This window comes from Sphingomonas sp. PP-CC-3A-396 (assembly GCF_004343105.1).
GTDB lineage: Bacteria > Pseudomonadota > Alphaproteobacteria > Sphingomonadales > Sphingomonadaceae > Sphingomonas.
The window spans coordinates 207,491-230,089 of sequence record NZ_SLYF01000008.1 but is presented as its reverse complement, the minus strand read 5'-3'; the positions used below and the strand labels follow the sequence as shown (position 1 = coordinate 230,089).

The 22,599-nt window shown below is 65.3% G+C and carries 25 protein-coding genes and 1 tRNA gene; 11 read left to right on the top strand and 15 right to left on the bottom strand.

Going from position 1 to position 22,599, the window contains the following annotated elements:
* Nucleotides 1-23 precede the first annotated feature (23 nt).
* Nucleotides 24-983, top strand: coding sequence for a nitronate monooxygenase family protein (locus C8J40_RS16590; protein ID WP_132897940.1), 960 nt, complete (start codon nt 24-26; stop codon nt 981-983).
* Nucleotides 984-1,139: 156 nt separating this feature from the next.
* Here C8J40_RS16590 and C8J40_RS16585 read toward each other — a convergent pair whose 3' ends face one another.
* Nucleotides 1,140-1,604 (bottom strand): DUF1465 family protein, encoded by a 465-nt coding sequence (locus tag C8J40_RS16585; protein WP_132897998.1) that lies wholly within the window; start codon nt 1,602-1,604, stop codon nt 1,140-1,142.
* A 143-nt stretch (nt 1,605-1,747) separates the two neighbouring features.
* Nucleotides 1,748-1,963 (bottom strand): DUF465 domain-containing protein, encoded by a 216-nt coding sequence (locus C8J40_RS16580; RefSeq protein ID WP_132738422.1) that lies wholly within the window; start codon nt 1,961-1,963, stop codon nt 1,748-1,750.
* A 268-nt stretch (nt 1,964-2,231) separates the two neighbouring features.
* Here C8J40_RS16580 and C8J40_RS16575 point away from each other — a divergent pair, with 268 nt between their 5' ends.
* Nucleotides 2,232-2,387, top strand: coding sequence for a YdcH family protein (locus tag C8J40_RS16575; RefSeq protein WP_082463337.1), 156 nt, complete (start codon nt 2,232-2,234; stop codon nt 2,385-2,387).
* A gap of 114 nt (nt 2,388-2,501) precedes the next feature.
* Here the strand turns inward: C8J40_RS16575 and C8J40_RS16570 are convergent, their stop codons facing one another.
* Together C8J40_RS16570 and dksA are read right to left on the bottom strand one after the other, a co-directional pair.
* A complete protein-coding gene (locus tag C8J40_RS16570) occupies nt 2,502-2,885 on the bottom strand; it encodes a PilZ domain-containing protein (RefSeq protein WP_132897939.1) in 384 nt (127 codons plus the stop codon).
* Between the two features lie 134 nt (nt 2,886-3,019).
* Nucleotides 3,020-3,490, bottom strand: coding sequence for an RNA polymerase-binding protein DksA (dksA, locus tag C8J40_RS16565; protein ID WP_132897938.1), 471 nt, complete (start codon nt 3,488-3,490; stop codon nt 3,020-3,022).
* Nucleotides 3,491-3,920: 430 nt separating this feature from the next.
* Here dksA and C8J40_RS20425 point away from each other — a divergent pair, with 430 nt between their 5' ends.
* On the top strand, nt 3,921-4,832 hold the full coding sequence (locus C8J40_RS20425) for a hypothetical protein (RefSeq protein WP_165911488.1): 912 nt from the start codon (nt 3,921-3,923) through the stop codon (nt 4,830-4,832).
* Nucleotides 4,833-4,904: 72 nt separating this feature from the next.
* Here C8J40_RS20425 and C8J40_RS16550 read toward each other — a convergent pair whose 3' ends face one another.
* On the bottom strand, nt 4,905-5,345 hold the full coding sequence (locus tag C8J40_RS16550; RefSeq protein ID WP_132738434.1) for a host attachment family protein: 441 nt from the start codon (nt 5,343-5,345) through the stop codon (nt 4,905-4,907).
* 95 nt (nt 5,346-5,440) lie between these two features.
* Nucleotides 5,441-5,563 carry a hypothetical protein gene (locus C8J40_RS20930; RefSeq protein WP_279432601.1) on the bottom strand — a complete coding sequence of 41 codons (123 nt, stop codon included), beginning with the start codon at nt 5,561-5,563 and terminating at the stop codon, nt 5,441-5,443.
* Between C8J40_RS20930 and serS the strand changes: the two genes are divergently transcribed.
* The 5 genes from serS to C8J40_RS16525 all read left to right on the top strand — a co-directional run bounded on the left by serS (nt 5,507) and on the right by C8J40_RS16525 (nt 10,596).
* Nucleotides 5,507-6,769 (top strand): serine--tRNA ligase, encoded by a 1,263-nt coding sequence (gene serS, locus C8J40_RS16545; RefSeq protein WP_243693456.1) that lies wholly within the window; start codon nt 5,507-5,509, stop codon nt 6,767-6,769. The two genes, C8J40_RS20930 and serS, sit on opposite strands and share 57 nt — an antisense overlap.
* Nucleotides 6,769-7,533 (top strand): 5'/3'-nucleotidase SurE, encoded by a 765-nt coding sequence (gene surE / locus C8J40_RS16540; protein ID WP_132897936.1) that lies wholly within the window; start codon nt 6,769-6,771, stop codon nt 7,531-7,533. The genes serS and surE overlap by 1 nt, the downstream gene beginning before the upstream one ends.
* Nucleotides 7,533-8,696, top strand: a complete 1,164-nt coding sequence (locus tag C8J40_RS16535) for a M23 family metallopeptidase (protein WP_132897935.1) — start codon at nt 7,533-7,535, stop codon at nt 8,694-8,696. The genes surE and C8J40_RS16535 overlap by 1 nt, the downstream gene beginning before the upstream one ends.
* A gap of 252 nt (nt 8,697-8,948) precedes the next feature.
* Nucleotides 8,949-10,172: a tyrosine--tRNA ligase gene (gene tyrS, locus C8J40_RS16530; protein ID WP_132897934.1), complete on the top strand. Its 1,224-nt coding sequence runs from the start codon at nt 8,949-8,951 to the stop codon at nt 10,170-10,172.
* Nucleotides 10,173-10,278: 106 nt separating this feature from the next.
* On the top strand, nt 10,279-10,596 hold the full coding sequence (locus C8J40_RS16525) for a PilZ domain-containing protein (RefSeq protein ID WP_132738446.1): 318 nt from the start codon (nt 10,279-10,281) through the stop codon (nt 10,594-10,596).
* A 2-nt stretch (nt 10,597-10,598) separates the two neighbouring features.
* Here C8J40_RS16525 and recG read toward each other — a convergent pair whose 3' ends face one another.
* Nucleotides 10,599-12,650 (bottom strand): ATP-dependent DNA helicase RecG, encoded by a 2,052-nt coding sequence (gene recG, locus C8J40_RS16520; RefSeq protein ID WP_132897933.1) that lies wholly within the window; start codon nt 12,648-12,650, stop codon nt 10,599-10,601.
* A 74-nt stretch (nt 12,651-12,724) separates the two neighbouring features.
* Between recG and C8J40_RS16515 the strand changes: the two genes are divergently transcribed.
* On the top strand, nt 12,725-12,991 hold the full coding sequence (locus C8J40_RS16515; protein WP_132897932.1) for a succinate dehydrogenase assembly factor 2: 267 nt from the start codon (nt 12,725-12,727) through the stop codon (nt 12,989-12,991).
* 118 nt (nt 12,992-13,109) lie between these two features.
* Nucleotides 13,110-16,580 (top strand): transcription-repair coupling factor, encoded by a 3,471-nt coding sequence (mfd, locus tag C8J40_RS16510; RefSeq protein WP_132897931.1) that lies wholly within the window; start codon nt 13,110-13,112, stop codon nt 16,578-16,580.
* Between the two features lie 166 nt (nt 16,581-16,746).
* Here mfd and C8J40_RS16505 read toward each other — a convergent pair whose 3' ends face one another.
* The 4 genes from C8J40_RS16505 to C8J40_RS16490 form a co-directional block, all read right to left on the bottom strand.
* Nucleotides 16,747-17,364, bottom strand: coding sequence for a hypothetical protein (locus C8J40_RS16505; RefSeq protein WP_132897930.1), 618 nt, complete (start codon nt 17,362-17,364; stop codon nt 16,747-16,749).
* 123 nt (nt 17,365-17,487) lie between these two features.
* Entirely contained in the window at nt 17,488-17,904 is a 417-nt protein-coding gene (locus tag C8J40_RS16500; RefSeq protein WP_132897929.1) for a secondary thiamine-phosphate synthase enzyme YjbQ, read from the bottom strand.
* A gap of 86 nt (nt 17,905-17,990) precedes the next feature.
* Nucleotides 17,991-18,065, bottom strand: a tRNA-Gln gene (locus C8J40_RS16495).
* Nucleotides 18,066-18,117: 52 nt separating this feature from the next.
* Nucleotides 18,118-19,227: a branched-chain amino acid aminotransferase gene (locus C8J40_RS16490; protein ID WP_132897928.1), complete on the bottom strand. Its 1,110-nt coding sequence runs from the start codon at nt 19,225-19,227 to the stop codon at nt 18,118-18,120.
* Nucleotides 19,228-19,285: 58 nt separating this feature from the next.
* On the opposite strand from C8J40_RS16490, the gene C8J40_RS16485 reads away from it, so the two are divergent.
* Nucleotides 19,286-19,774 carry a helix-turn-helix domain-containing protein gene (locus tag C8J40_RS16485; RefSeq protein WP_243693446.1) on the top strand — a complete coding sequence of 163 codons (489 nt, stop codon included), beginning with the start codon at nt 19,286-19,288 and terminating at the stop codon, nt 19,772-19,774.
* Nucleotides 19,775-20,181: 407 nt separating this feature from the next.
* Here C8J40_RS16485 and C8J40_RS16480 read toward each other — a convergent pair whose 3' ends face one another.
* The 4 genes from C8J40_RS16480 to C8J40_RS16465 all read right to left on the bottom strand — a co-directional run bounded on the left by C8J40_RS16480 (nt 20,182) and on the right by C8J40_RS16465 (nt 22,462).
* On the bottom strand, nt 20,182-20,982 hold the full coding sequence (locus C8J40_RS16480) for a pyrroline-5-carboxylate reductase dimerization domain-containing protein (RefSeq protein ID WP_279432599.1): 801 nt from the start codon (nt 20,980-20,982) through the stop codon (nt 20,182-20,184).
* Nucleotides 20,979-21,482, bottom strand: coding sequence for a YbjN domain-containing protein (locus C8J40_RS16475; protein WP_132738469.1), 504 nt, complete (start codon nt 21,480-21,482; stop codon nt 20,979-20,981). Before C8J40_RS16475 ends, C8J40_RS16480 begins: the two co-directional genes overlap by 4 nt.
* A 100-nt stretch (nt 21,483-21,582) precedes the next feature.
* A complete protein-coding gene (locus C8J40_RS16470; protein ID WP_132897925.1) occupies nt 21,583-21,882 on the bottom strand; it encodes an accessory factor UbiK family protein in 300 nt (99 codons plus the stop codon).
* A 28-nt stretch (nt 21,883-21,910) separates the two neighbouring features.
* Nucleotides 21,911-22,462, bottom strand: a complete 552-nt coding sequence (locus tag C8J40_RS16465; RefSeq protein WP_243693445.1) for a TspO/MBR family protein — start codon at nt 22,460-22,462, stop codon at nt 21,911-21,913.
* Nucleotides 22,463-22,599 lie beyond the last annotated feature (137 nt).

Sequence of the window (22,599 nt, the reverse complement as noted above, 5' to 3'; positions counted from 1 at the left end):
ATAGGTTGCGCTAGGAAACTGGCATGACCGTACCCGCTATTCTAAAAAACCTGCGCCTGCCCGTCATCGGCTCGCCGTTGTTTATCATTTCCGGCCCCGAGCTGGTGATCGCGCAGTGTAAGGCGGGCATCGTCGGATCGTTCCCGGCGCTTAACGCGCGCCCGCAGGCGATGCTCGACGAGTGGCTGCACCGGATCACCGAGGAACTCAGCGCGCATAACCGCGCCAATCCCGATCGCCCGGCGGCACCATTCGCGGTCAACCAGATCGTCCATAAATCTAACGACCGGCTCGAGAGCGATCTCGAGACCTGCGCCAAGTGGCAGGTGCCGATCGTCATCACGTCGCTCGGCGCGCGCGAGGATCTCAATACTGCGGTCCATGCCTGGGGCGGCATCACGTTGCACGACGTGATCGACGACCGGTTTGCGCGCAAAGCCGTCGAGAAGGGCGCCGACGGTCTTATCGCGGTCGCAGCCGGCGCCGGTGGTCATGCCGGTCGCCTATCGCCGTTCGCAATAGTCCAAGAGATTCGCCAGTGGTTCGACGGGCCACTCGCGCTGTCGGGTTCGATCGCGACCGGTGACGCGGTGCTCGCGGCGCAGGCGATGGGCGCGGACTTCGGCTATATCGGTTCGCCGTTCATCGCGACCACCGAGGCGAACGCGGATGCGGCTTACAAGGACGGCATCGTCGCGGGCAAGGCGGCCGATATCGTCTATTCGAACCTGTTCACCGGCGTGCACGGCAACTACCTCCGCGCGTCGATCGAGGCGGCGGGCATGGACCCCGACAATCTGCCCGAGGGCGATCTCAAGACGATGGACTTCGGCGGCGGCAACGGATCGAAGCCGAAGGCGTGGCGCGACATCTGGGGTTCGGGCCAGGGCATCGGCGCGGTCAGTAAGGTCGAAAGCGTCGCCGATCGTATCGATCGGCTGGAGCGCGAGTACCGCGCGGCGCGGGCGCGATTGGCGCTCTGACCGCTCCATCCCAAGCCCTGCTGGGCCTCGTTCGTGAGCCAGTGCCACCCCCGCCTCTGTAGGTGACGGCGCGATGTAGCGGATTGCCCCAGCCTCCTCGGCTCGAGGCGTATCCGTACTAATCGGTCGGATCGTGACTGCGGCCCCGGGTTCGCCCTAGAATGATGCCCGTGCGAGCATGCGCTGTATCGACAAGGCGGGGCTGGTGACATCGAGGTCAATCTGGTCCAGTCCCCGATCAAGCCGGCCGACCCGGCGATGCAGATCGGCGCTGGCCTCGATCAGCGTCCGCGCCCGCGTGGGGAGGACATCGAGCAGGCTCTGGTCGGTCGCCGGAGCATCGCCAAGCCGTCGTGCGGGATCGAGCGCATCGCGAGGGTGTAACTCGCCCGCCTCGATCGCTCGCTGCGTCAACAACCAGGCAATCACGTGCATCAATCGCGTCGTCACTTTCAGCGACTCGCAACTGAAGCTTACGCGGATCATCGGATCGAGCGTATCCCGGTCCGTGCGCCCTACCTCATCGAAATAGGTGCGTGCCTCATCGGCCAACACCATCGCTTCGCTATACAGCGCATCGACCAGTCGCCGATGCAAAGGCGATTCCTGCAGACCATTCATCAAGGTGCGATGCCATAGCCACCCCGCCCCGCCCAGTGTGATGACCAGCGTTCAAACCGGCGGTTTGTACGAAACGTACCAAAACGATGCACCTTGGACACAGACGGTGATCAGTGCGTCCTGATGCTCGTCATCACCGCCGCTTAGGCGATGATATCGGGGACGAGTATGTCCTCGCACGCGGCGATCTCATCGCGCAGCCTGAGCTTCCGCTTCTTCAATCGTGCAATCTGCAACTGGTCCGGGACCGGCAGCAGGATCAGGGCGGCGATCGCATCGTCGAGGTCGCGGTGCTCGATCCGCATCCCGTCGAGCCGAACCCGAATCTGCGCCTCGTCCACGCCGTCTCTAAGATACATGCCGATCCTCCGTCGCCCGAGTCCTTAGCAAATGCGGACGCGCTGGCGAGCGCTAAAGCGTCGCGAGGATCGCGTCGGGCGCCAGCGCGTCATGCAACGAAACTACGCATAAATGGACCCGGCCGACATGGGTCTTGATCTTACCGCCTAAAAAACGGGTCATCGCCTGAACCGGTCGCCCAATCGATTTGGTCCATTTTCGATGAAGACATTGTCGTGACATGGTGGTTTACTCAGGACCCAAACCTAATGCAGGAGGTACTTCACTGTGCAGACGACGCATCAGACAGCCCTGGAAACCAAGCACGCCGTGCTCGATCAGCGAATCGCCGCCGAAACGCACCGGCCTTTGCCCGACGCTGCTATCCTCGCGAGCCTGAAGAAGCAGAAACTGCGGCTCAAGGAAGAGATCGTCAGCCTGTAATGGTCTGAACCACCCCTATCCTGCGATCGCTCTTCAGGCAGGGATTTGAGGAGCGATCGTCACGGTCAGACGCATCCGGCGTCGCTGCACGAAGGTATCACTAAACCTAAAAACTCACGAAACAGATGATTTGGCGGTTCCACTAGTTGGTTTGCGCGCCTTTTTAGGATCGATCGGCTTATCGAGCGCGATCCCCATCCGTCCGGCCATGCTCCACGCGACCTTGCCGACGATCTCGCCGATCCCGCGCAGATTGAGCCAGACGCGCGTGCCAACCTCGGCTGGCCGGTCCAGCTCGATCATCAGCCCTCCCTCGGACAGATTGCGGACGCGAACCTCGTGTACGATGCGCTCGTCACCAAGTTGGCATTGCGCGACCAGCAAGAGACTGTCGCGCGGCAATGCCCGCTTTCCGGAACCCGAATCTCCTGACGGTGCATCCTGCGCTACGCCGTCCGAAGATCGATCCGTGGCTGTCGTACGATCGAAGCTGTCCATTATTGTCTCGCACCGTCGAGGCCCAGTGGCCGAAGCCACGTTCACGTATAGACCAAATACCCGCCGAAATACTTAACGGCGGGCGCCAGCCGATCGCGACTCTAGCTCAGGCTCGATCGAGGGGATATCCCGAATCAATCCTCGCGCGAGACCTTCTCGTTGCGCTCATGCCGCTCCTGCGCCTCGACCGTCATCGTCGCGATCGGTCGTGCCTCAAGCCGGGCCAGGCTGATCGGCTCGCCGGTGACTTCGCAATAGCCATATTCGCCCTCGTCGATCCGGCGAATCGCCGCCTCGATCTTCGAAACGAGCTTGCGCTGCCGGTCACGCGTGCGGAGTTCGATCGACCAGTCGGTTTCGCTCGACGCACGATCCGTGAGATCCGCCTCGCGCAGCGAATCCACCTGCAACTGCGACAAGGTCTCTTGCGACTCCCGAAGGATCGCCTCTTTCCACTCCTGCAACTTACGACGGAAATACGCCTGCTGCCTCAAGCTCATAAAGGGTTCGTCGGCATCAGGCCGATAGCCTTCCACGTCGCTGTCGTTCGCAGCGTTTCGGTTGGTAGTTCCGGTATCGTCCATACGATTCATCACGGTTGCCATACCACTCTCCCTCTGGCCCCGTCGGATCAACCACGCTGATCTCCGAGGACCGCCCCCAAATGGTGAATGGGCCTATAGTCGTGCACGGAGACGACCACAAGCGACCGGACTTGCGCAAACATCGCCCGCCTCGACATTATATTACAAGTATACAATTTGGCGTTTCACGCCGGGCAGCCGACCATTGGCTGCGGCTTCTCCCCCATTCGCTTCCCAGACGATCAAAGATGTCCCAAGCCGGCACGTTAACCGCGAGTCGGATCCATCGATGTCGGCAAACAGGTGATTCAGCCCGCCGAATGTGGTTAATGCTATTGCGCTTAACGGTTTGTTTTGCAGTTAGTGGGATAGCGATGTCGTAATCATCGCACACGGGGATCCGGCAACACGAGGGTGCCGGCAACGAAAGAATGACGCTATGTCGGTTAGGATGGCCTTGGCCAAATTGTGCGCCTGTGCGTGTGGTGGTGCCCTGATCGGCGGCGGCGCCGTGCATGTTGCGGAAAGCTCCAATCGCACCGCCAATACCAAGCGGGTACTTGTCAAGCGCGTGGCCCGCCCGCAGATCGCCGCGGTGCAGCGACCCCGCGTTCGCCGCGTCACCACCACGACCAGGACGACCTGTGCTCCGACCGTCGTCACGGTCGCCAATGGAGCGCCGGTCCCGATCCCCGCGCCGGTAGGCGAAGGGTATATCGGCGGCGGCGGCGCTGGTGCTGCGCCCGTTGTCATTGGCGGAAGCGGTGGCTTTTTCGGCGGCGGGCTTGGCGGTGGCTTCGGCGGCGGCTTTGGCGGAAGCGGCGGCTCGAGCGGCAGTATCGTCATCTCGTCGACGTCGAGCGGCGGGTCGACGTCGGCCGGCGGCTCCAGTGGCGATGTGTCCTCGTCATCCAGCGGCAACGTGTCGACCTCGTCGAGCAGCGCATCATCGGCATCGTCCGCGTCCTCGGCATCGTCGGCCAGCAGCGGCAGTTCGTCGGGCGGCAAGCCTGACAAACCCGGCCATGACGGGTCGAGCTATGGCTCGAGCAGCAAGGGCTGGGGATCGAACGGCGGCTGGAATTCGACCGGCGGGTGGAGCTCGAACGGATCGTCGGGAAGCTCGGCCTCGTCGGGCAGCAGTGCATCGTCGGCAAGCTCGAGCGGGTCGAGTGCCAGTAGCGCGAGCAGCGCCAGCAGCGCGTCGAGTGCGAGCAGCGCCAGTTCGAGCGGCAGTACGGGGTCGAGCGGCGGGCCTCCTGCCCCGGTTCCCGCGCCGCCGATGGTGCTGCTGTTCGGTGCAGCCGCAGCCGCATTGGTTGCCCGCAAACGCTTCGCCAAGCCGGCCGCGATCGCCGCCTGACAGGTATTGCAGCACGCATTAAAAAGGCCCCGCCGGAGATGTCCGGCGGGGCCTTTTGCTTAGGCGCTGAAGTCAGGCCGCCTTTAGCGCTTTCTCGATGTCCGCGATGGGATGGCCGGTCAGATCCTTGTCGAGCTCGCCCGTCAGCCGGCTGCTGACCTCTTTGTGGTAATGCTTGCGCAACTCGCCGAGGGTCTTGGGCGGTGCGACGACGATGAGCGACTCGTAATCGTTCTTGAGCGCGCGGACCTTGAGGAAATCGGCAGCTTCGGCGGCGAAACGATCTTCTTCGAGCTGGTGGAAATCGGTCGGTTCGACCGAGCTCTGCACACCACCACGCGGTGACGATGCACGCCCGGCGGCATCGGTTGCCTGATCGCGGGTGGCAGGATTGACGTGCTCCTGCGCCTTTTCGACGACCAGATTGAAGTCCGTATTGTCGCCCTCGTTACGCAGAAACAGCATTTTCCGACCATCCGCGACAAGCACGACCGAGTTATGGGGAAGATGCATGCGATATCTCCTTCTTCGCTGTGCGTGTGATGAATGAACGCGCCGCAAACTCGAGAGGTTGCGGACCCTCTCGATCCTTCCCGGCGAAGGGGGGATTAGGAGGGCCTGCCTTGCGCCTGCGCACCCGTCTCGGCATAGCCTCGGGCATGCACGACATACGCCTGATCCGCGACGATCCCGCCGCCTTCGAAGAAGCTCTCGAACGACGTGGGACTCATGTCGACGTTGAAAGACTTATTGAACTGGACGAAACACGCCGCGCCACCGTTGCGATCGCGCAGGCTTCCCAAACCGCTAGAAACTCGTTGTCGAAGGCAATCGGCCAGGCAAAGGCACAGAAGGACGAGGCGAAGGCGCAGGCGCTGATGGCCGAGGTCGCGAGCCTGAAGGAGGCGCTGCCGCAGCTGGAGGCGGACGAGGCGCGGCTGAGCGGGGAGCTTGGCGACATGCTCGCGGCGATCCCCAACCTTCCCGCAGCGGACGTCCCCGAGGGCGGCGGCGAGGACGACAACGCGCTCGTCCACACCCGCGGCACGCGCACGACTTTCACCTTCACCGCCCGCGAGCACGACGCGATCGGCCCGGCGATCGGCCTCGATTTCGAGACGGGTGCGGCGATGTCCGGCGCGCGCTTCACGCTGGTCCGCGGGCCTGCCGCCAAGCTGCAGCGCGCGCTTGGCCAGTTTATGCTCGATCATGTGGCGGAGGCCGGTTTCGAGCAGGTATCGCCACCGCTGCTGGTTCGCGACGAGGCGGTGTTCGGGACCGGCCAGCTGCCGAAATTCTCGGAAGATCTGTTCCGCACCACCGATGGTCGCTGGCTGATCCCGACCGCGGAGGTCAGCCTCACCAACATCGTCCGCGAACAGATCCTGACCGAAGCCGAGCTGCCGCTGCGCTTCACCGCGCTGACGCCGTGCTTCCGCTCCGAGGCAGGCGCAGCAGGGCGCGATACGCGCGGCTATATCCGCCAGCATCAGTTCGACAAGGTCGAGATGGTCTCGATCGTCACCCCCGACATGTCCGAAGCCGAGCACGAGCGGATGACGGCGTGTGCGGAGGGGGTGCTCGACGCGTTGCAGCTACCGTTCAGGCGGATGCTCCTATGCACCGGCGATATGGGTTTCACCGCGGCACGCACCTACGATCTCGAAGTCTGGCTGCCGGGCCAGGCGCGCTACCGTGAGATCAGCAGCGTCTCGACCTGCACCGATTTCCAGGCGCGCCGGATGAACGCGCGCTATCGGCCCGAGGGCGAGAAGGGCACGCGGTTCGTCCACACGCTCAACGGGTCGGCGCTCGCGGTCGGCCGGACGCTCGTCGCGGTGCTGGAGAATTATCAGCAGGAAGACGGCTCGGTCGCGGTGCCGGCGGTGCTCCAGCCGTATCTCGGCGGTCTGACAGTGTTGGAGCCCAAGCGCTGATGCGGATCCTGCTGACCAACGACGATGGCTATCATGCGCCCGGCCTCAAGGTGCTGGAGACGATCGCGCGGACCTTTTCGGACGATGTTTGGGTAGTGGCGCCTGCCGACGAACAGTCCGGCGCGGGCCATTCGCTGACGCTGTCGCGGCCGATCCGCGTGCGGAAGCATGGCGAGAAGCGCTTCGCCGTTGCGGGCACGCCGACCGATGCGGTGATGTTGGCGCTCGCCAAGATCATGAAGGATTGCCCACCCGACCTGATCCTGTCGGGCGTCAACCGCGGCGCGAACCTCGCCGAGGACGTAACCTATTCGGGCACCGTCTCGGCAGCCATGGAGGGTGCGCTGGGCGGCATCCGGTCGATCGCGCTGAGCCAGATCTACAGCCGCGAGGGCATGGGCGACAGCGTACCGTTCGAAGCCGCCGCCGCTTGGGGCGAGCGCGTGCTGCGACCGTTGATCGATGCACCGCTTGCGCCGCGAACGCTGGTCAACGTCAATTTTCCCGCCGGGCCGGCCGATGCGGTCAAGGGCGTTCGCGTCGTCGGGCAGGGCCTGCGCGACTATGGTCGGTTGCAGATCGTCAGCAACACCGACCCGCGCGGCTACGAGTATCACTGGTTCGCGCTTGGCCGGACCGTCGAGACGCCCGCGCACGCGACCGATCTCGAAGCGACCGCGGAGGGGTATGTGTCGGTGACTCCGCTGCATCTCGACCTGACGCATTTCGAGTCGATGGATATGCTCGAACGGGCCTATCGCTGATGCGGCGCGCGAGCCTGTTTGCGGTGGCGACAGTGCCGCTGCTCGGGCTCGTCGCGTGTATTCCGCAGGTCGAACGTCCGGCCGGTTACGGCACCGCGCCGGCCCAGCGGTATCGCGATCCCCCGCCGCGGCGCGATGATCAGCCCCGTCGAGACGATGATCGGCCACGACAAGACGACAATCGATCGCGCCGGGACGACACGCCGCCGCAGGATATTCCTGGCCGCGATACCGGCGAAGTTGCCGCCCTGCCCGCGCCGCGCCCCGCCTGGGAAGCGCGGCCGGTCAGCGCCGATGCGAAGACCATCCCCGACTCGACCTATCTCGTTCGGCCCGGCGATACGCTCGCCCGTGTGGTCGACCGCAGCGGCGCGAGCATGGAAGCCATCGCGCGCGCCAACGACCTTGAATCGCCCTATACGATCCGCGCCGGCCAGCGGCTGACGATCCCCGGTGGGCGTTATCACCAGGTCCGCCGCGGCGAGACCGGGATCGCGATCGCGCGCGCGTACGGCGTCGAGTGGTCGCGGATCGTGGCCGTCAACGCGTTAGTCGAGCCGTACGTGCTGCGTGCCGATCAGCGGATCCAGATTCCCGACGCTCCGGGCGGCGGCAGGCCAAGTGCTTCGGAACGCGCACAGGCGTTCAAGCTCGACATTGACGACATCCTCACCGGTGGCGAGCCCGCGCTGGCGAGCAACCAGGCGCCCGCTCGGCCGATCGCGACACCGCGCCGCGTGCTGCCGTCGAACGCGGTCGTCACCGCACCAGCGCGTCTGGCGAGCGGCGGGTTCCTGTGGCCGGTCGACGGCAAGCTCGTGAAGCGCTTCGGTCCGGGTGCGAGCGGCGAACGCAACGACGGCATCAAGATCGCCGTGCCGATGTCGACACCGATCCATGCCGCGGCGGACGGCGTGGTCGCCTATGTCGGCGACGGCATCGCCGCGCTCGGTGGTCTGGTGATCGTCAAGCATGGCGGCGGCTGGACCAGCGTCTACGGTCATGCGTCGAAACTGCTGGTGCAGCGCGGCCAGAGTGTGAAGCGAGGGCAGACGATCGCGCTGTCGGGCGACACCGGGTTCGCGGATCGTCCGGAACTGCACTTCGAACTCCGCAAGGGGCGGACACCGGTGGATCCGACGTCGCAACTGCCGCGAAGCTGATCCGTCCACTACCGTAACCCACTCCCTTCCCGTCATCCCAGCGAAAGCTGGGATATCCCGGTTCGGGCCACGGCACCCGCCCCACAAAGATCCCAGCTTTCGCTGGGATGACGGTTGAGGCTGGGATGACGGTGATGGCCGGGATGACGTGATTCTCCCCTCCCGCTTGCGGGAGGGGTCGGGGGAGGGCATGGGAGCCACGAAGCCCCTCCCCTAACCCCTCCCGCAAGCGGAAGGGGAACGAGACGCACCATGACCTACCAGTCCGACCTGCTCACCACGCTGACCTCGCGCGGCTATGTCCACCAGATGACCGATGCGGCCGCGCTCGATGCGCTCGCCGGTAAGCAGGTGGTGCCCGGCTATATCGGCTTCGACCCGACCGCGCCGTCGCTCCACGTCGGCAGCCTGGTCCAGATCATGCTGCTCCGCCGGCTCCAGCAGACCGGGCACAAGCCGATCGTCCTGATGGGTGGCGGCACCGGCAAGATCGGCGACCCGAGCTTCAAGGACGAAGCGCGCAAGCTGCTCGGCGAGGACGGGATCAAGGCCAACGTCGCATCGATCCGGCGCATCTTCGAGCGCTTTCTCACGTTCGGCGACGGGCCCACGGATGCGATCATGCTCGACAATGCCGAGTGGCTCGACGCGCTCGAATATATCCCGTTCCTGCGCGATGTCGGCCAGCATTTCTCGGTCAACCGGATGCTCGCGTTCGATTCGGTCAAGCTGCGGCTCGACCGCGAGCAGTCGCTGAGCTTCCTCGAATTCAACTATATGATTTTACAGGCCTACGACTTCCTGGAGCTGTCGCGCCGCGCCGAATGCCGCCTGCAAATGGGCGGCTCGGATCAATGGGGCAACATCGTCAACGGCATCGAGCTGTCCCGCCGGATGGACGGCACCGAGGTCTACGGCGTCACCACCCCGCTGATCACGACCGCGGACGGCGGCAAGATGGGCAAGACCATGTCGGGCGCGGTTTGGCTGCACGAGGACCAGCTGCCGCACTTCGATTACTGGCAGTTCTGGCGCAACACCGACGACCGCGACGTCGGCCGCTTCCTGCGCCTATTCACCGACCTCCCGCTCGACGAGATCGCGCGGCTGGAGGCGCTCGAAGGTGCCGAGATCAACGCCGCCAAGATCGTTCTGGCCAACGAAGCGACGGCAATGTGTCGCGGCCGGGCTGCCGCCGAACAGGCTGCGGAGACTGCGCGAAAGACCTTCGAGGAGGGTGCATCGGGCGATTCCTTGCCAAGCTTTGCCGTTGCGGACGGCTCGATCGGTATCGTCGAGGCGCTCGTCGGGCTCGGCTTCGTCGCCTCCAACGGCGAAGCGCGACGGAAGATCGCCGAGGGTGCGGTGCGGATCGACGGCACCGTCGAAAAGGAGCCGACCGCCTCGATCGAGGTCGTGGCGCCGGTCCGTTTGAGCCTCGGGAAAAAGCGGCATGGGATGCTAACTCCCTCGTAACGGAGGGCATTTTGGTTGTGGAAAACACGCCGTTAAGCATCTCCGTTCGCACGAGGTTCACAGCGACGCCGTTAAGCCAATAGTCCTAGAAAACGGGGAACATCCGATGCGAAATTATGCCACGGCTGTTCGAGACCACCGCGGCGAGCCACGCGACGAGGTGATGCACCGCACGCATGCGATCGACGGCGATGGCCGGAGCATGAAACTGGTGCTGGTGAACATGTCCGCGAACGGCCTGATGGCGCGATGCGAGGGTTCGCCCGAGGCTGGCGATCGGCTGCGGATTACCCTGCCAATACTTGGCGGCGTCGATGCGATCGTACGCTGGTCGCTCGGTGGACGGATCGGCTGCGAACTCGAACAGACGATCCCGCTGTCCGACTATTATGGCATGCTGACGGTGATGGTCCGCAACATCTGACGTCAGCCGGAGCGTAGCAAGGCAACGCCGGCGTCGCGATCGAACAGATACAGCGCCGTCCTCGCCGCCTGCCCCCTCGGTCCCTCCAACCCGCCGTCGCGGTCGATCAGCAGACGCGCGTCGTCGTGCGCGCATTGTAGCAGGTCGGCCATCATGTCGGGCGTCGCGAGCCGGAACGCCATCTCGCCGGACTGCTTCGTGCCGAGCAGTTCGCCCGCGCCGCGGAGCCGGAGATCCTCCTCGGCGATGCGGAACCCGTCGTTGGTCTCGCGCATCAAGGCGAGCCGCGCGCGGGATGTCTCGCTGAGCGACGAGCCGCGCATCAGCAGGCAGATCGACCGCCCGGTGCCGCGCCCAACCCGCCCGCGGAGCTGGTGAAGCTGGGCGAGGCCGAAGCGGTCGGCATGCTCGATCACGATCAGCGTGGCGTTGGGGACGTCGACGCCGACCTCGATCACCGTCGTCGCGACGAGGACCGACGTGCGCGCGGCAGAGAACTCGGCCATCACCGCGTCCTTCTCGGCCGGTTTCATCCGGCCGTGGACGAGCGCGACCTTGTCGCCGAAGCGGGCACGCAGTGTCTCCGCGCGCATTTCGGCGGCGGCTAGGTCGCTCTTCTCGCTCTCCTCGACCAGCGGGCACACCCAGTATGCCTGCCCGCCATCCGCCAGATGCCGGCCGAGCGCGTTGACCACGTCGTCAAGGCGGTCCTCGGAGATCACGCGCGTCTCGATCGGCTGGCGGCCCGGCGGCATCTCGTCGAGGCGGCTGACGTCCATTTCGCCATATTGCGCGAGCGTCAGCGTGCGCGGGATCGGCGTCGCGGTCATCGCCAGCAGATGCGGCGGCGCGACGCCCTTGGCCTGCAACGTCATCCGCTGCGCGACACCGAAGCGATGCTGTTCGTCGACCACCACCAGAGCGAGATCCTTGTAGCCGACCGCGTCCTGGAAGATCGCGTGCGTGCCAACGAGGATGTCGATCTCGCCGCTCGCCAGCGCCATCAGCGTCGCTTCCCGCACGCGCCCCTTGTCGCGACCGGTGAGCACGCCGACGTTGATCGGCAGGCCGGCGAGTGTTTTCCGCAGCGTCTCGTAATGCTGGCGCGCGAGGATTTCGGTGGGGGCGAGCATCGCCGCCTGTGCGCCGGCCTCGACCGCGATCAGCATTGCCATCGCCGCGACCAGCGTCTTGCCGGAGCCGACATCGCCTTGCAGCAGCCGCAGCATCGGTGCGGTCTGCGCGAGATCGCCCTCGATCTCGCCGACCGTCCGCGATTGCGCGCCGGTGAGCGTGTAGGGGAGCTTGAGCAGGTCGCGCAGCCGCCCGTCGCCATGGAGCGCTCGCCCTCGACGTTTGCGCGTATCGGCGCGGACCAGCGTCATCGCGAGCTGGTTCGCGAAAACCTCGTCATACGCCAGCCGCTCGCGCGCCTTCGCGTCCGAGGGTTCCGCGTGGATGCGCTCAAGCGATTCGTGCCAGCCGGGCCATTCGCGTTTCGCCTTCAGGCCCGGCTCGATCCACTCGGGCAGGTCCGGCGCGCGCGCGACCGCCTGCGTGGTGAGCGCCGCCAGTCGCCGCGAGGTGAGGCCTTCCGACAGCGGATAGATCGGCTCGCGCTCGCGCAATTCCTCGTCGGGTTCGACGATGTCCGGATGGACGATCTGCAATTCCTGGCCGTATTCGTCGAGCCGCCCCGAGATCCGCTTGGCCTCGCCGATCGGCAGCAGCTTCTTCGCCCAGCCAGAACTGCCGCCGAAGAAGACGAGGCTGACATAGTTGCCGTGCTCGTCGGTCGCCTGCACGCGCGTTGGCCCGCGCCCGGCGCTGATCCTGTAGTCGCGCGGGGTCAGCGTGATCGTGATGATCCGCCCGGCGTCGCTCGACATGAGCTCGGTACGTGGCAGGCGATCGACATAGCCGGTCGGCAAATGGAAGGCGACGTCGACGACGCGCGCGAGCCCCAGCCGGTCGAGCGGCTTGGCGAGCGCGGGCCCCACCCCTTTCAGGACGAGGGTTTCGGCGAACAGCGGATTGAGGATTTCGGGTCGCATGACTATCTGCCTCATATAGCTAAGCCGACGGCCGCTGCCAGAGCGGTCGCCGGCTGTTCGTGTTTGGAGATACGATGGACCACGAGACCCGCCTCAAGCGCCTGGGCTTTCGCAGCTCGCACCGCGGCACGCGCGAAGCCGACATGATGATCGGCGGCTTCTTCGAAACCTATGGCCGGACATGGACGCCCGAGCAGCTCGACTGGTTCGAGGCGCTGCTGGAGGAACAGGATGTCGACATCATGGGCTGGGCGATCGGATCGATCGTGTGTCCACCGGAGTGGGACGGGCCGATGATGCAGGCGATGCGCGACATCGATTACGTGACGGTCGTGAAGTAACGCACTCCCTCTCCCCTCCGGGGAGAGGGTCGGGGTGAGGGGCAGCCAAGCAGAGCAACGCCCGGAACAGCCCCTCACCCAACCCTCTCCCCGACGGGGAGAGGGCTTTAGGAAACCAATGCCAGACCTCAAGACGATCCTTTCCGCGACCAGCCCGCTGATCCTCTCCGGCGTACCGTCCGGCTTCCAGCCGTCGCTACTTGCCGACCTCGCGCGCGCAGCAAAAACGCGCGCGGTGTTCATCGCGCCGGACGATGCGGCGATGCGCGCGGTCGCCTCGACCGCGGCGTATTTCGCGCCCGATCTCGAAGTGCTGAGCTTCCCGGCCTGGGATTGCCTTCCCTACGACCGCGCTTCGCCGACGCTCCGCATCATGGCCGAGCGTGTCGCCGCGCTGCAACGGCTGCAGGGCAAGCCCAAGGGGCCGCAGCTTCTACTCACCACCGCCAACGCCGCGACGCAGCGCGTCCTCACCCCGTTCCGCATCCGTCAGCTCGTCGCGCGGCTCGCGCCCGGCGAACGGATCGGCCGCGACAAGCTCGCCATGCTGCTCCAGGCGAACGGCTATGTCCGCACCGACACCGTCCACGACCAGGGCGAGTATGCGGTCCGCGGCGGGATCGTCGATCTCTACCCGTCGGGCGAGGACCACGCGCTACGCCTAGATTTCTTCGGCGATGAGATCGAGAGCGTCCGCACGTTCGACGCGGCGGACCAGCGCACCACCGGCCGGATCGACGGCTTCGTCCTACTCCCCGCCTCCGAAGCGCTGCTCGACGAGGACTCGATCAAGCGTTTTCGCACCCGCTACCGCGACGCTTTCGGCGCGACCGCGACCGGCGATCCGATGTACCAGGCGATCTCCGAAGGCCGCCGCATCGCGGGCATGGAGCATTGGCTGCCGCTGTTCGAGGAGAAGATGGCGACGCTGTTCGACCATCTCGGCGCCGACGACGTGGTGGTACGCGACAACGGCGTCGCCGCGGCGGTCGAAAGCCGGCTCGAATCGATCGCCGACTATTACGAGAACCGCAAGCGCGCCGAGGCGGCCCAACCCGGCAGCTATCGCCCTATGCCCGCCAAGGCACTGTATCTCGACGCGCAGGAATGGTCCGGCGGCGTCGAGGCGTTCGCCGCGCACATCACCTCGCCGTTCCACGAACCGCCGAGCGACACCGTGCTCGACTTCGACGTCGACGGCCCGCGCGATTTCGGCCCCGAACGTGCGGCGCAGGCGAACATCTACGAAGCCGTCGCCGATCACGTCGAGAAACTGCGCAAGCAGGGGCGGAAACCGATCCTCGCCAGCTACTCGATCGGCGCGCGCGAACGCCTGGGGAGCCTGCTCGCCGATCACGGCATGAAGGGCGGGAAGCACGCCGAAACCTGGCAGGAGGCGCTCGGCATCGCGGATACCGCGCGTAGCTTCGGCGTCGCGCTGATCGTCCTCCCGCTCGACCACGGTTTCACCGCGCCGGGGATCGCGGTCCTCACCGAGCAGGACATGCTCGGCGACCGCCTCGTCCACCGCAAGAAGCGCAAGAAGTCCGCCGACGCATTCCTCGCCGAACTCGCGACGCTGACGCCGGGCGATCTCGTCGTCCACACCGAGCACGGCATTGGGCGATACGAGGGACTGACCTCAATTCCCGTGGGTCAGAGCCCGCACGACTGTGTCGCGCTGAGCTATGCCGGCGGCGACAAGCTGTACGTGCCGGTCGAGAATATCGACGTCCTCTCGCGCTACGGTTCGTCCGAGGAAGGCGCGACGCTCGACCGTCTCGGCGGCGAGGGCTGGCAGCGCCGCAAGTCGAAGATGAAGGAGCGGATCCGCGAGATCGCCGGCGAACTCATCGCGACCGCCGCCGAACGCGCGCTGCATCCGGGCGACGTGCTCGAACCCGATTCGAGCGGCTACCCCAGCTTCGTCGATCGCTTTCCGTACGAGGAAACCGAGGACCAGGACCGCGCGATCGAGGACGTACTCGGCGATCTCGCGGCGGGCAAACCGATGGACCGGCTCGTGGTCGGCGACGTCGGCTTCGGCAAGACCGAAGTCGCTTTGCGCGCAGCATTCGTCGCGGCAATGGGCGGCAAGCAGGTCGCGATCGTATGCCCGACGACGTTGCTCGCCCGCCAGCATTACAACAACTTCGTTGCCCGATTCGAAGGCTTCCCGATGAACATGGGCCGCCTGTCGCGGCTCGTCACCGCGAGCGAGGCGAAGGCGACCAAGGAGGGGCTGGCGAACGGCACGATCGACGTCGTCATCGGCACGCATGCGCTGCTCGCGAAGAACATCGACTTCAAGCGCCTCGGCCTAGTGGTGGTCGACGAGGAGCAGCGCTTCGGCGTCACGCACAAGGAGCGGCTGAAGGCGCTGCGAGCGGACGTCCACATGCTGACGCTGACCGCGACGCCGATCCCGCGCACGCTGCAGATGGCGATGTCGGGCATCCGCGAACTGTCGGTGATCCAGACCCCGCCGGTCGATCGCCTCGCGGTGCGAACCTACATCATGCCGTTCGACCCGGTCGTGCTGCGCGAGGCGTTGCTGCGCGAGCATTACCGTGGCGGGCAGAGCTTCGTCGTCACCCCACGCGTGGCGGACCTGCCCGAGATCGAGGATTTCCTACGCGAGCAGGTGCCCGAGATCCGCTTCGTCGTCGCGCACGGCCAGATGTCGCCGACCGAGGTCGAGGAGCGCATGTCGGCGTTCTACGACAAGAAGTTCGAGGTGCTCGTCTCGACCACGATCATCGAGAGCGGGATCGATATCGCCTCCGCCAACACGATGATCGTCCACCGCGCCGACCGCTTCGGCCTCGCCCAGCTGTACCAGTTGCGCGGGCGTGTCGGTCGGTCGAAGACGCGGGCGTACGCGTATCTGGTGACGCCGCCCGAACGGCAGATGACGGTGACCGCGGAGAAGCGCCTGAAGGTGCTGTCCGATCTCGATTCACTCGGCGCCGGGTTCCAGCTCGCCAGCCACGATCTCGATATCCGGGGGGCGGGCAACATGCTCGGCGACGAGCAGACAGGGCATATCAAGGAGGTCGGCTTCGAACTCTACCAGGCGATGCTGGAGGAGGCGATCATGGACGCCAAGGCCGGCGGCATGACCTCGTCGCGGCCGCGCGATTTCTCCCCGCAGATCACGGTCGACGCGCCGATCCTTATTCCCGAGGATTACGTGCCCGATCTCGACTTGCGGATGGGGCTGTATCGCCGCCTCAACGATCTCGACGAGAGCCAGGAGATCGAGGCGTTCGCGGCCGAGATGATCGATCGGTTCGGGCCGCTGCCGGACGCGACCGAGAATTTGATCAAGGTCATCGAGATCAAGCTGAACGCAAAGCGCGCGTGCGTGTCGAAGATCGACGTCGGGCCGCGCGGCGTGCTGGTGTCGTTCCACAACGACACGCCGCCGAACATCGACAAGCTGCTGGCGTATGTCGAGCGGCTGAACGGCGTCGCGCGGTTGCGACCGGACAGCAAGCTGGTGCTGCAGCGGGCGTGGGGCGATCCGAAGGCGCGGCTGCATGGTGCGCTGCAATTGTCGAAGGGACTGGCGAAGGCGGCGGGGTAAGCGCCTGATTTAGGAGTGTGCGGTTCTCCTGCGAAAGCAGGAGCCCAGGGTTACGAGCACCATCGTCTGCAATCCTGGATTCCTGCGTTCGCAGGAACACGGCACTTGAAAAAGGCCGGGCCATTCGCGAGAATAGCCCGGCCTTTTCGCCGTCTAGAGTACGTGCTTACTTCGGCAGCACGACACTCGGTCCGATGCTGTCGACGACCTTGCGTGCATCGAACGCCCGGATGTTGTCGCGCGGGATCGGGCCCTTGCGCATCACGATCTCGGCAGTCGCCTCATACCGGTCGATCGTGCGGACATCGAAGTCGTTGCCCCAGGGGCCACCGAAGCCGCCGCCGTATCCACCGAACCCGCCGCCAAAGCCCGGGCTCCAGTTACGCCAGCCGAAGCCGCGCCCGTAATAACGCCACGACGGACCCCAATAGCCGCCGAAGCCACCATAACCGAACCCGCCGCCAAGACCCGGTGTCGAGTAGGTCCTCGACTGGAGGTTGGTGTCGCGATCGGCCATCAGGTAATAATCATAGCCGTTCTGCAACGTCAGTTCGGCCGCACGGAAGAAGAGGTAGCGCTCCACGGTGTCGCGCGACGTAACGCTGTTGCCGGCGAAGCTGACGAGGAAGCGACCCGGTTCGACCATACGATCGCTATAGCCGGTGCGGCTGAACCCCTGCCCCGTTGCGGGCCGATAAGTGGTCTCGGTCGCGCATCCGGCCAACAGCAGCGTGCCCGTTGCGAGCGCTGCGAGTGCGACCTTGCGACCCTGTATCTTGAACATGGTGTCGTCTCCGTTCGCGGCGAATGCGGCGAAACGCCGCTTATTAGCCGTCAGTGGTGGAACGGTTGATGAACGACATCGCTCCAATGCGCCACCGGCCTGACGCATTTTTCATGATCTGCGTCAGTCGCCGATGACGTGAAGCGCGAGCGTGCGCCGATGCGGGCGGCGGCGGTGTTCGAACAGGTAGATGCCCTGCCACGTCCCAAGCGCGAGTCGCCCGTCGATCAGCGGGATTGAGAGCTGAACCTGCGTGAGTGCCGTGCGCAGGTGTGCGGGCATATCGTCCGGCCCCTCGTCGTCGTGGAGATACTCACGCGACTCCGGCGCGATCCGCGCAAAATACGCTTCGAGATCGGTGCGAACCTCGGGCGCCGCGTTTTCCTGGATGAGGAGCGAGGCGGAGGTGTGACGGCAGAATATCGTCAGCAAACCTTCCACCATCCGCTGATCGCGGACCCATCGTTCGATAGGGTCGGTAACGTCGACGAGGCCCTGACGGCGGGTGTCGATGGTGAGCGATGTGGTGGCTTGGCGCATGCGATACCGAACGATCGACCGGGTGGGTTGCTCCAGCAGTCGAGCAAGGATCGTCTCGGGTACGAAGATTGGTCGGGAACCGAGACTGGCTGGGGCGGCAGGGTTCGAACCTGCGCATGGCGGCATCAAAAGCCGCTGCCTTACCACTTGGCGACGCCCCAACAGAGGCGGCCTTATAGCGGGGCGGCGGCGTCTGAAAAGCCCCCGCGGACGTCAATCCGCGAGATGGTGCAGCCAGTTGTTGTCGTCGGGTGCGGTGCCGCGCTGGATCGACACCAGCGCGTCGCGCATCCGCATCGTCAATGCCCCCGGACCACCCGTACCGATCGTGAAGCGACCCTCGGGGCTTGCCACCGTGCCGATCGGCGTCACCACCGCCGCGGTGCCGCACGCAAACGCCTCGACCAGCCGGCCGCTCGCCGCATCGGCGCGCCACTGGTCGATCGTGTAACCCTCTTCGCGGACCTCGATACCGTTCGCGCGTGCGAGCGTGAGGATCGAGTCGCGCGTGATCCCGGGGAGGATCGTGCCGGTCAGCGCAGGCGTCGCCATGCTGCCGTCGTCGAACACGAAGAAGATGTTCATCCCGCCCAGTTCCTCGACCCAGCGACGCTCGGCCGCGTCGAGGAAGACGACCTGATCGCAGCCGTTGCGGATCGCCTCGGACTGCGCGAGCAGGCTGGCGGCGTAGTTGCCGCCGCACTTGGCCGCGCCGGTGCCGCCCTGCGCGGCGCGCGTATACTGCTGGCTCACCCAGATCGACACGGTCGGGGCTCCGCCCTTGAAATACGCGCCGACCGACGAGGCGAGCACCATGTAGAGATACTCGGCGGACGGCTTCACGCCGAGGAACACTTCGGACGCGAACATGAACGGGCGCAGGTACAGCGCGCCGCCGTCGCTCTCGGGGATCCAGTTCGCATCGGTCTTGACGAGACGCTCGACCGATTCGAGGAACAGCTCTTCGGGCAATTCGGGCATCGCGAGGCGCCGCGCCGAATCCTGGAAGCGGCGCGCGTTCGCCTCGGGACGGAACAGCGCGGTGCCGCCATTGGCGAGGCGATACGCCTTCATCCCCTCGAAGATTTCCTGCGCATAATGCAGCACCGACGAGGCAGGATCGATCGTCAGCGGCGCACGCGCGGTGATGCGGGCGTCATGCCAGCCTTCGGTCTCGCTGTAGCGGATCATCGCCATATGATCGGTGAAGACGCGGCCGAAACCGGGGTCGATCAGCCGTTTCGCGCGCTCGTTCGCCTCGACCGGGGTCGCATTCGGTTCATGCCGAAAGGCGGAGGGCGACGTAAAAGCTGGAGCGGACATCGAATTCTCTCTCAAGGCGGGTTGCCGACGACTACGGGCGATGGCTAAACCGGTCAACATGTCTGCCACAGCTTCGCCTGCCTCACCCCTGTTCCTTCGCGAACCCGAGCTCCGCCGCGGCATGGAGCTGTTGTACTTCGGCTATAGCCACCTGACGCGGTCGATCGACGAGGGGCTCGCACAGGAAGGCCTGGGACGCGCGCATCATCGTGCGCTGTATTTCATCGCGCGCAAACCCGACATGACGGTGAGCGAATTGCTGTCGTTGCTGGCGATCACCAAGCAGTCGCTCGGGCGCGTCCTGAACGAACTGGCCGACCGCAAGCTGGTCGAGACCCGGCCAGGCGAGCGCGATCGGCGGCAGCGGTTGCTAAGACTGACGCCGGCGGGTTCGATCATGGAGCGCGAGCTGTTCGAGGCGGCGCGGGTACAGATGTCGGCGGCGTATGCGAGTGCGGGACAGAGCGCGGTGTCGGGCTTCTGGGCGGTTCTGGAGGGCCTGGTGCCGGAGAGCGAGCGGTCACAGGTGATCGGGTTGCGCGGGTAAGCGCGCGGGCGCCGAGTGCTGATGCCTGAAGCGCGTTGCGTGCCGGAATGTTGCTCGATACCCGATGCCTGCCGGACCAAAGTCTGATGCACGCCTTACTGAGACTTGCCCGACTGATGACTGCCTGACTGTCAGCTGCTGCCGCCGCCACTGCTCTTCACCCCGCATCCATTCTTGCCCACTCCTCAACCGTCATCCCAGCGAAAGCTGGGATCTCATGGTTTGGCAGATGTCGCGAGCCACGCTGGGATACCCCAGCTTTCGCTGGGGTGACGGGATAGGGGCGGAGTGACGGGTAAGGTTAGAATGACGCGGTTAGGTTAGAATGACGGGGTAAGGTTGGAATGGCAGGGCAAGGTTCGGATAGCGGCTGAAGCTTGAATGACGACCCGCCTCCCCTCCACGACCTAGCGCGCGGCGGCCGCCATTTCAGCGTTGCGGCATTCGGAGGCGGCTAGCGTTTCCTTAAGCAGCGTTACCAGCGCATCGTTGCGGTCGAGGACGTTCAGACCTTCGCGGGTCGATCCGCCGGGGCTCGCCACGCGGTCCGCGAGCACGGCGGGCGACACGTCCGCATCGGCGGCCATGATCGCCGAGCCCTCTAGCGTGGCGATCGCCAAGCGTGCGGCTTGGTCCGCCGGCAGGCCGAGCGCAGCGCCCGCCTTGGCGAGTGCGTCGGCGAAGCGGAACACGAAGCCGGGGCCGCAGCCTGCGAGTGCCGTAACCGCATCGAAATGCGCTTCGTCGGCAATCCATTCGTAATGGCCGAGGGGGGCCGCGAAGGCTTCTGCCGCCGCGATAGGTTCGCCGGGGGCGTAGAGCGACGTCACGCCCTTGCCGATCGCGACCGGTAGGTTGGGCATCGCGCGGACGATCATCTCAGCCGCGAACCGCGCCGACAGTGCGGCATGATCGACCCCGGCGAGGATCGACAGCAGCAGCGTCGGTGCGCCCTTCATCGGCGCCAGCAACGCCTGCGCAGCCTCGATCTGCTGCGGCTTGAGCGCGAGCATCAGCGTCGCAGGCGCCTCCTCGTCGGGCAACGCGGTCAGCGAGCGGACACCCTCGGGGGCACCCTTCCCGCTCCGCGTGATCACCGTCACGGTCGCCGGATCAAGCCCCGCGGCAATCCAGCGGCGCAGCATCGCGCCGCCCATGTTGCCGCAACCGATCAGCCACAGCGGGCCTTCGGGGAAACGCACGCTCACGCCTCGCCGTGCGTTTCGATCAGCGCCGCAGCGATTGCCTCCTTGGGGCTCTTGCCGCCCCACAACACGAACTGGAACACGGGGTAGAAACGCTCGCATTCCTCTATCGCCGATTCGACTAGCAGTTCGGCGGCGTCCAGCGACATCGTTCCTTCATCGCCACCGTCGACCATCGCCGCATGCCGGAACAGTAATATGCCGCTCGACGACCATAGCTCGAAATGGCCGATCCAGAGCTGCTCGTTGACCAGCCCGATCGTCTCATAGACAGCCTGGCGCCGCTCATCGGGCACCTTGATGTCGGGAAAAGCGAGGAATTGCAGCACGCTATCGTCTTCGCGCCACAGCGCGCGGAGTTCGTACGTCGTCCAGCTACCCTTTACGGTCGCAACGATCTCATCCTCATGACGCTCGTGCTCCCAGCCATGCGCGGCATAGTAGCTCTCGAGCATGTCGATCGGGGCGGCGTCTTCGTGGTCGTGGTCTACTTGGTCGAGCATCATAGGGTCCTGGCGGTCCTTATCGCACGACAAAGGGTGCCGAGGCAAAAACGCCACGGCAACCCCATCGAACCCGTTTCTGCGGAAAACTGTGGAAAAGTCAGTCGACCGCCGCCTCGTATGACGCCCCGGACGGCACATTTACTGTGGATTGCGCGGCGAACTTAGCATCGAGCGCGTCGAGCCGTGCCTTGAGCACGTCGTTTTCGTCGCGGGCTGCGGCGGCCATCGCCTTGACCACATCGAACTCTTCACGGCTGACGAAATCGAGCCCGCCAAGCCATTCGCGGGCACGCTCACGCGCGCCCGAACCGGCTTCGCGCCCGACGCCCGCAAGCGTACCGGCCGCACCGTTCAAGACCTTGACGATATCGTCGAACACGCGGTTTTCGGACTGCATTGCTTCAAATTCCCGTAAGATCAGTTCGTCACAGCATTTGGGACGTATGGCTGGCGGGTGCAAGTGTCTCGGCGCCGGGGTTCAACTGCCCGATGCTGAACGCGAGCACGCCGGCAAAGCTGATCCAGACCATATACGGCACCATCAGCCAAGCCGCGGCGGGCCGGATGCGCGCGAAGACGAAGGTTGCGGCGATCGACAAGGCGAGCATCGCGACGATCACCAGCACCGATGCGCCAATCCTGTGCGCGCCGAAGAACATCGGCGTCCAGGCGAGGTTGAACGCGAACTGCCCGACGAACAGCGCGACCGCGAGCCCACGCAACCGAGCCCCGCGCGCGTTGAGGATCATCGCGAGCGCAAGCCCGATCAGGATATAGAGCGTCGTCCAGACTACGGGGAAGACCCAGCCCGGCGGGTTCAGCGCAGGCTTGGCGAGGGTCATGTACCAGGCATTGTCGCTACCGACGCTGACCGAGCGACCCGAGAGGAAACCGAGCAATAGGATCAGGGGCACGGTCACGACCGCCCAGCGGAGGAACGACATCCTCAACTGGCCCTTCGAAGCGATACCGCCCACACAAATCCTTCCGTCTTTACGCGCGCTCGTCGTGGCGCGCATTTTGCGATCGGTAAACCGTGCGTTGGCGAGAATCGTTCCGCTAGTGGTTCATTCCGGCACGGTGGGTGGCGGTTAGGCACGCATCAACACCGTCC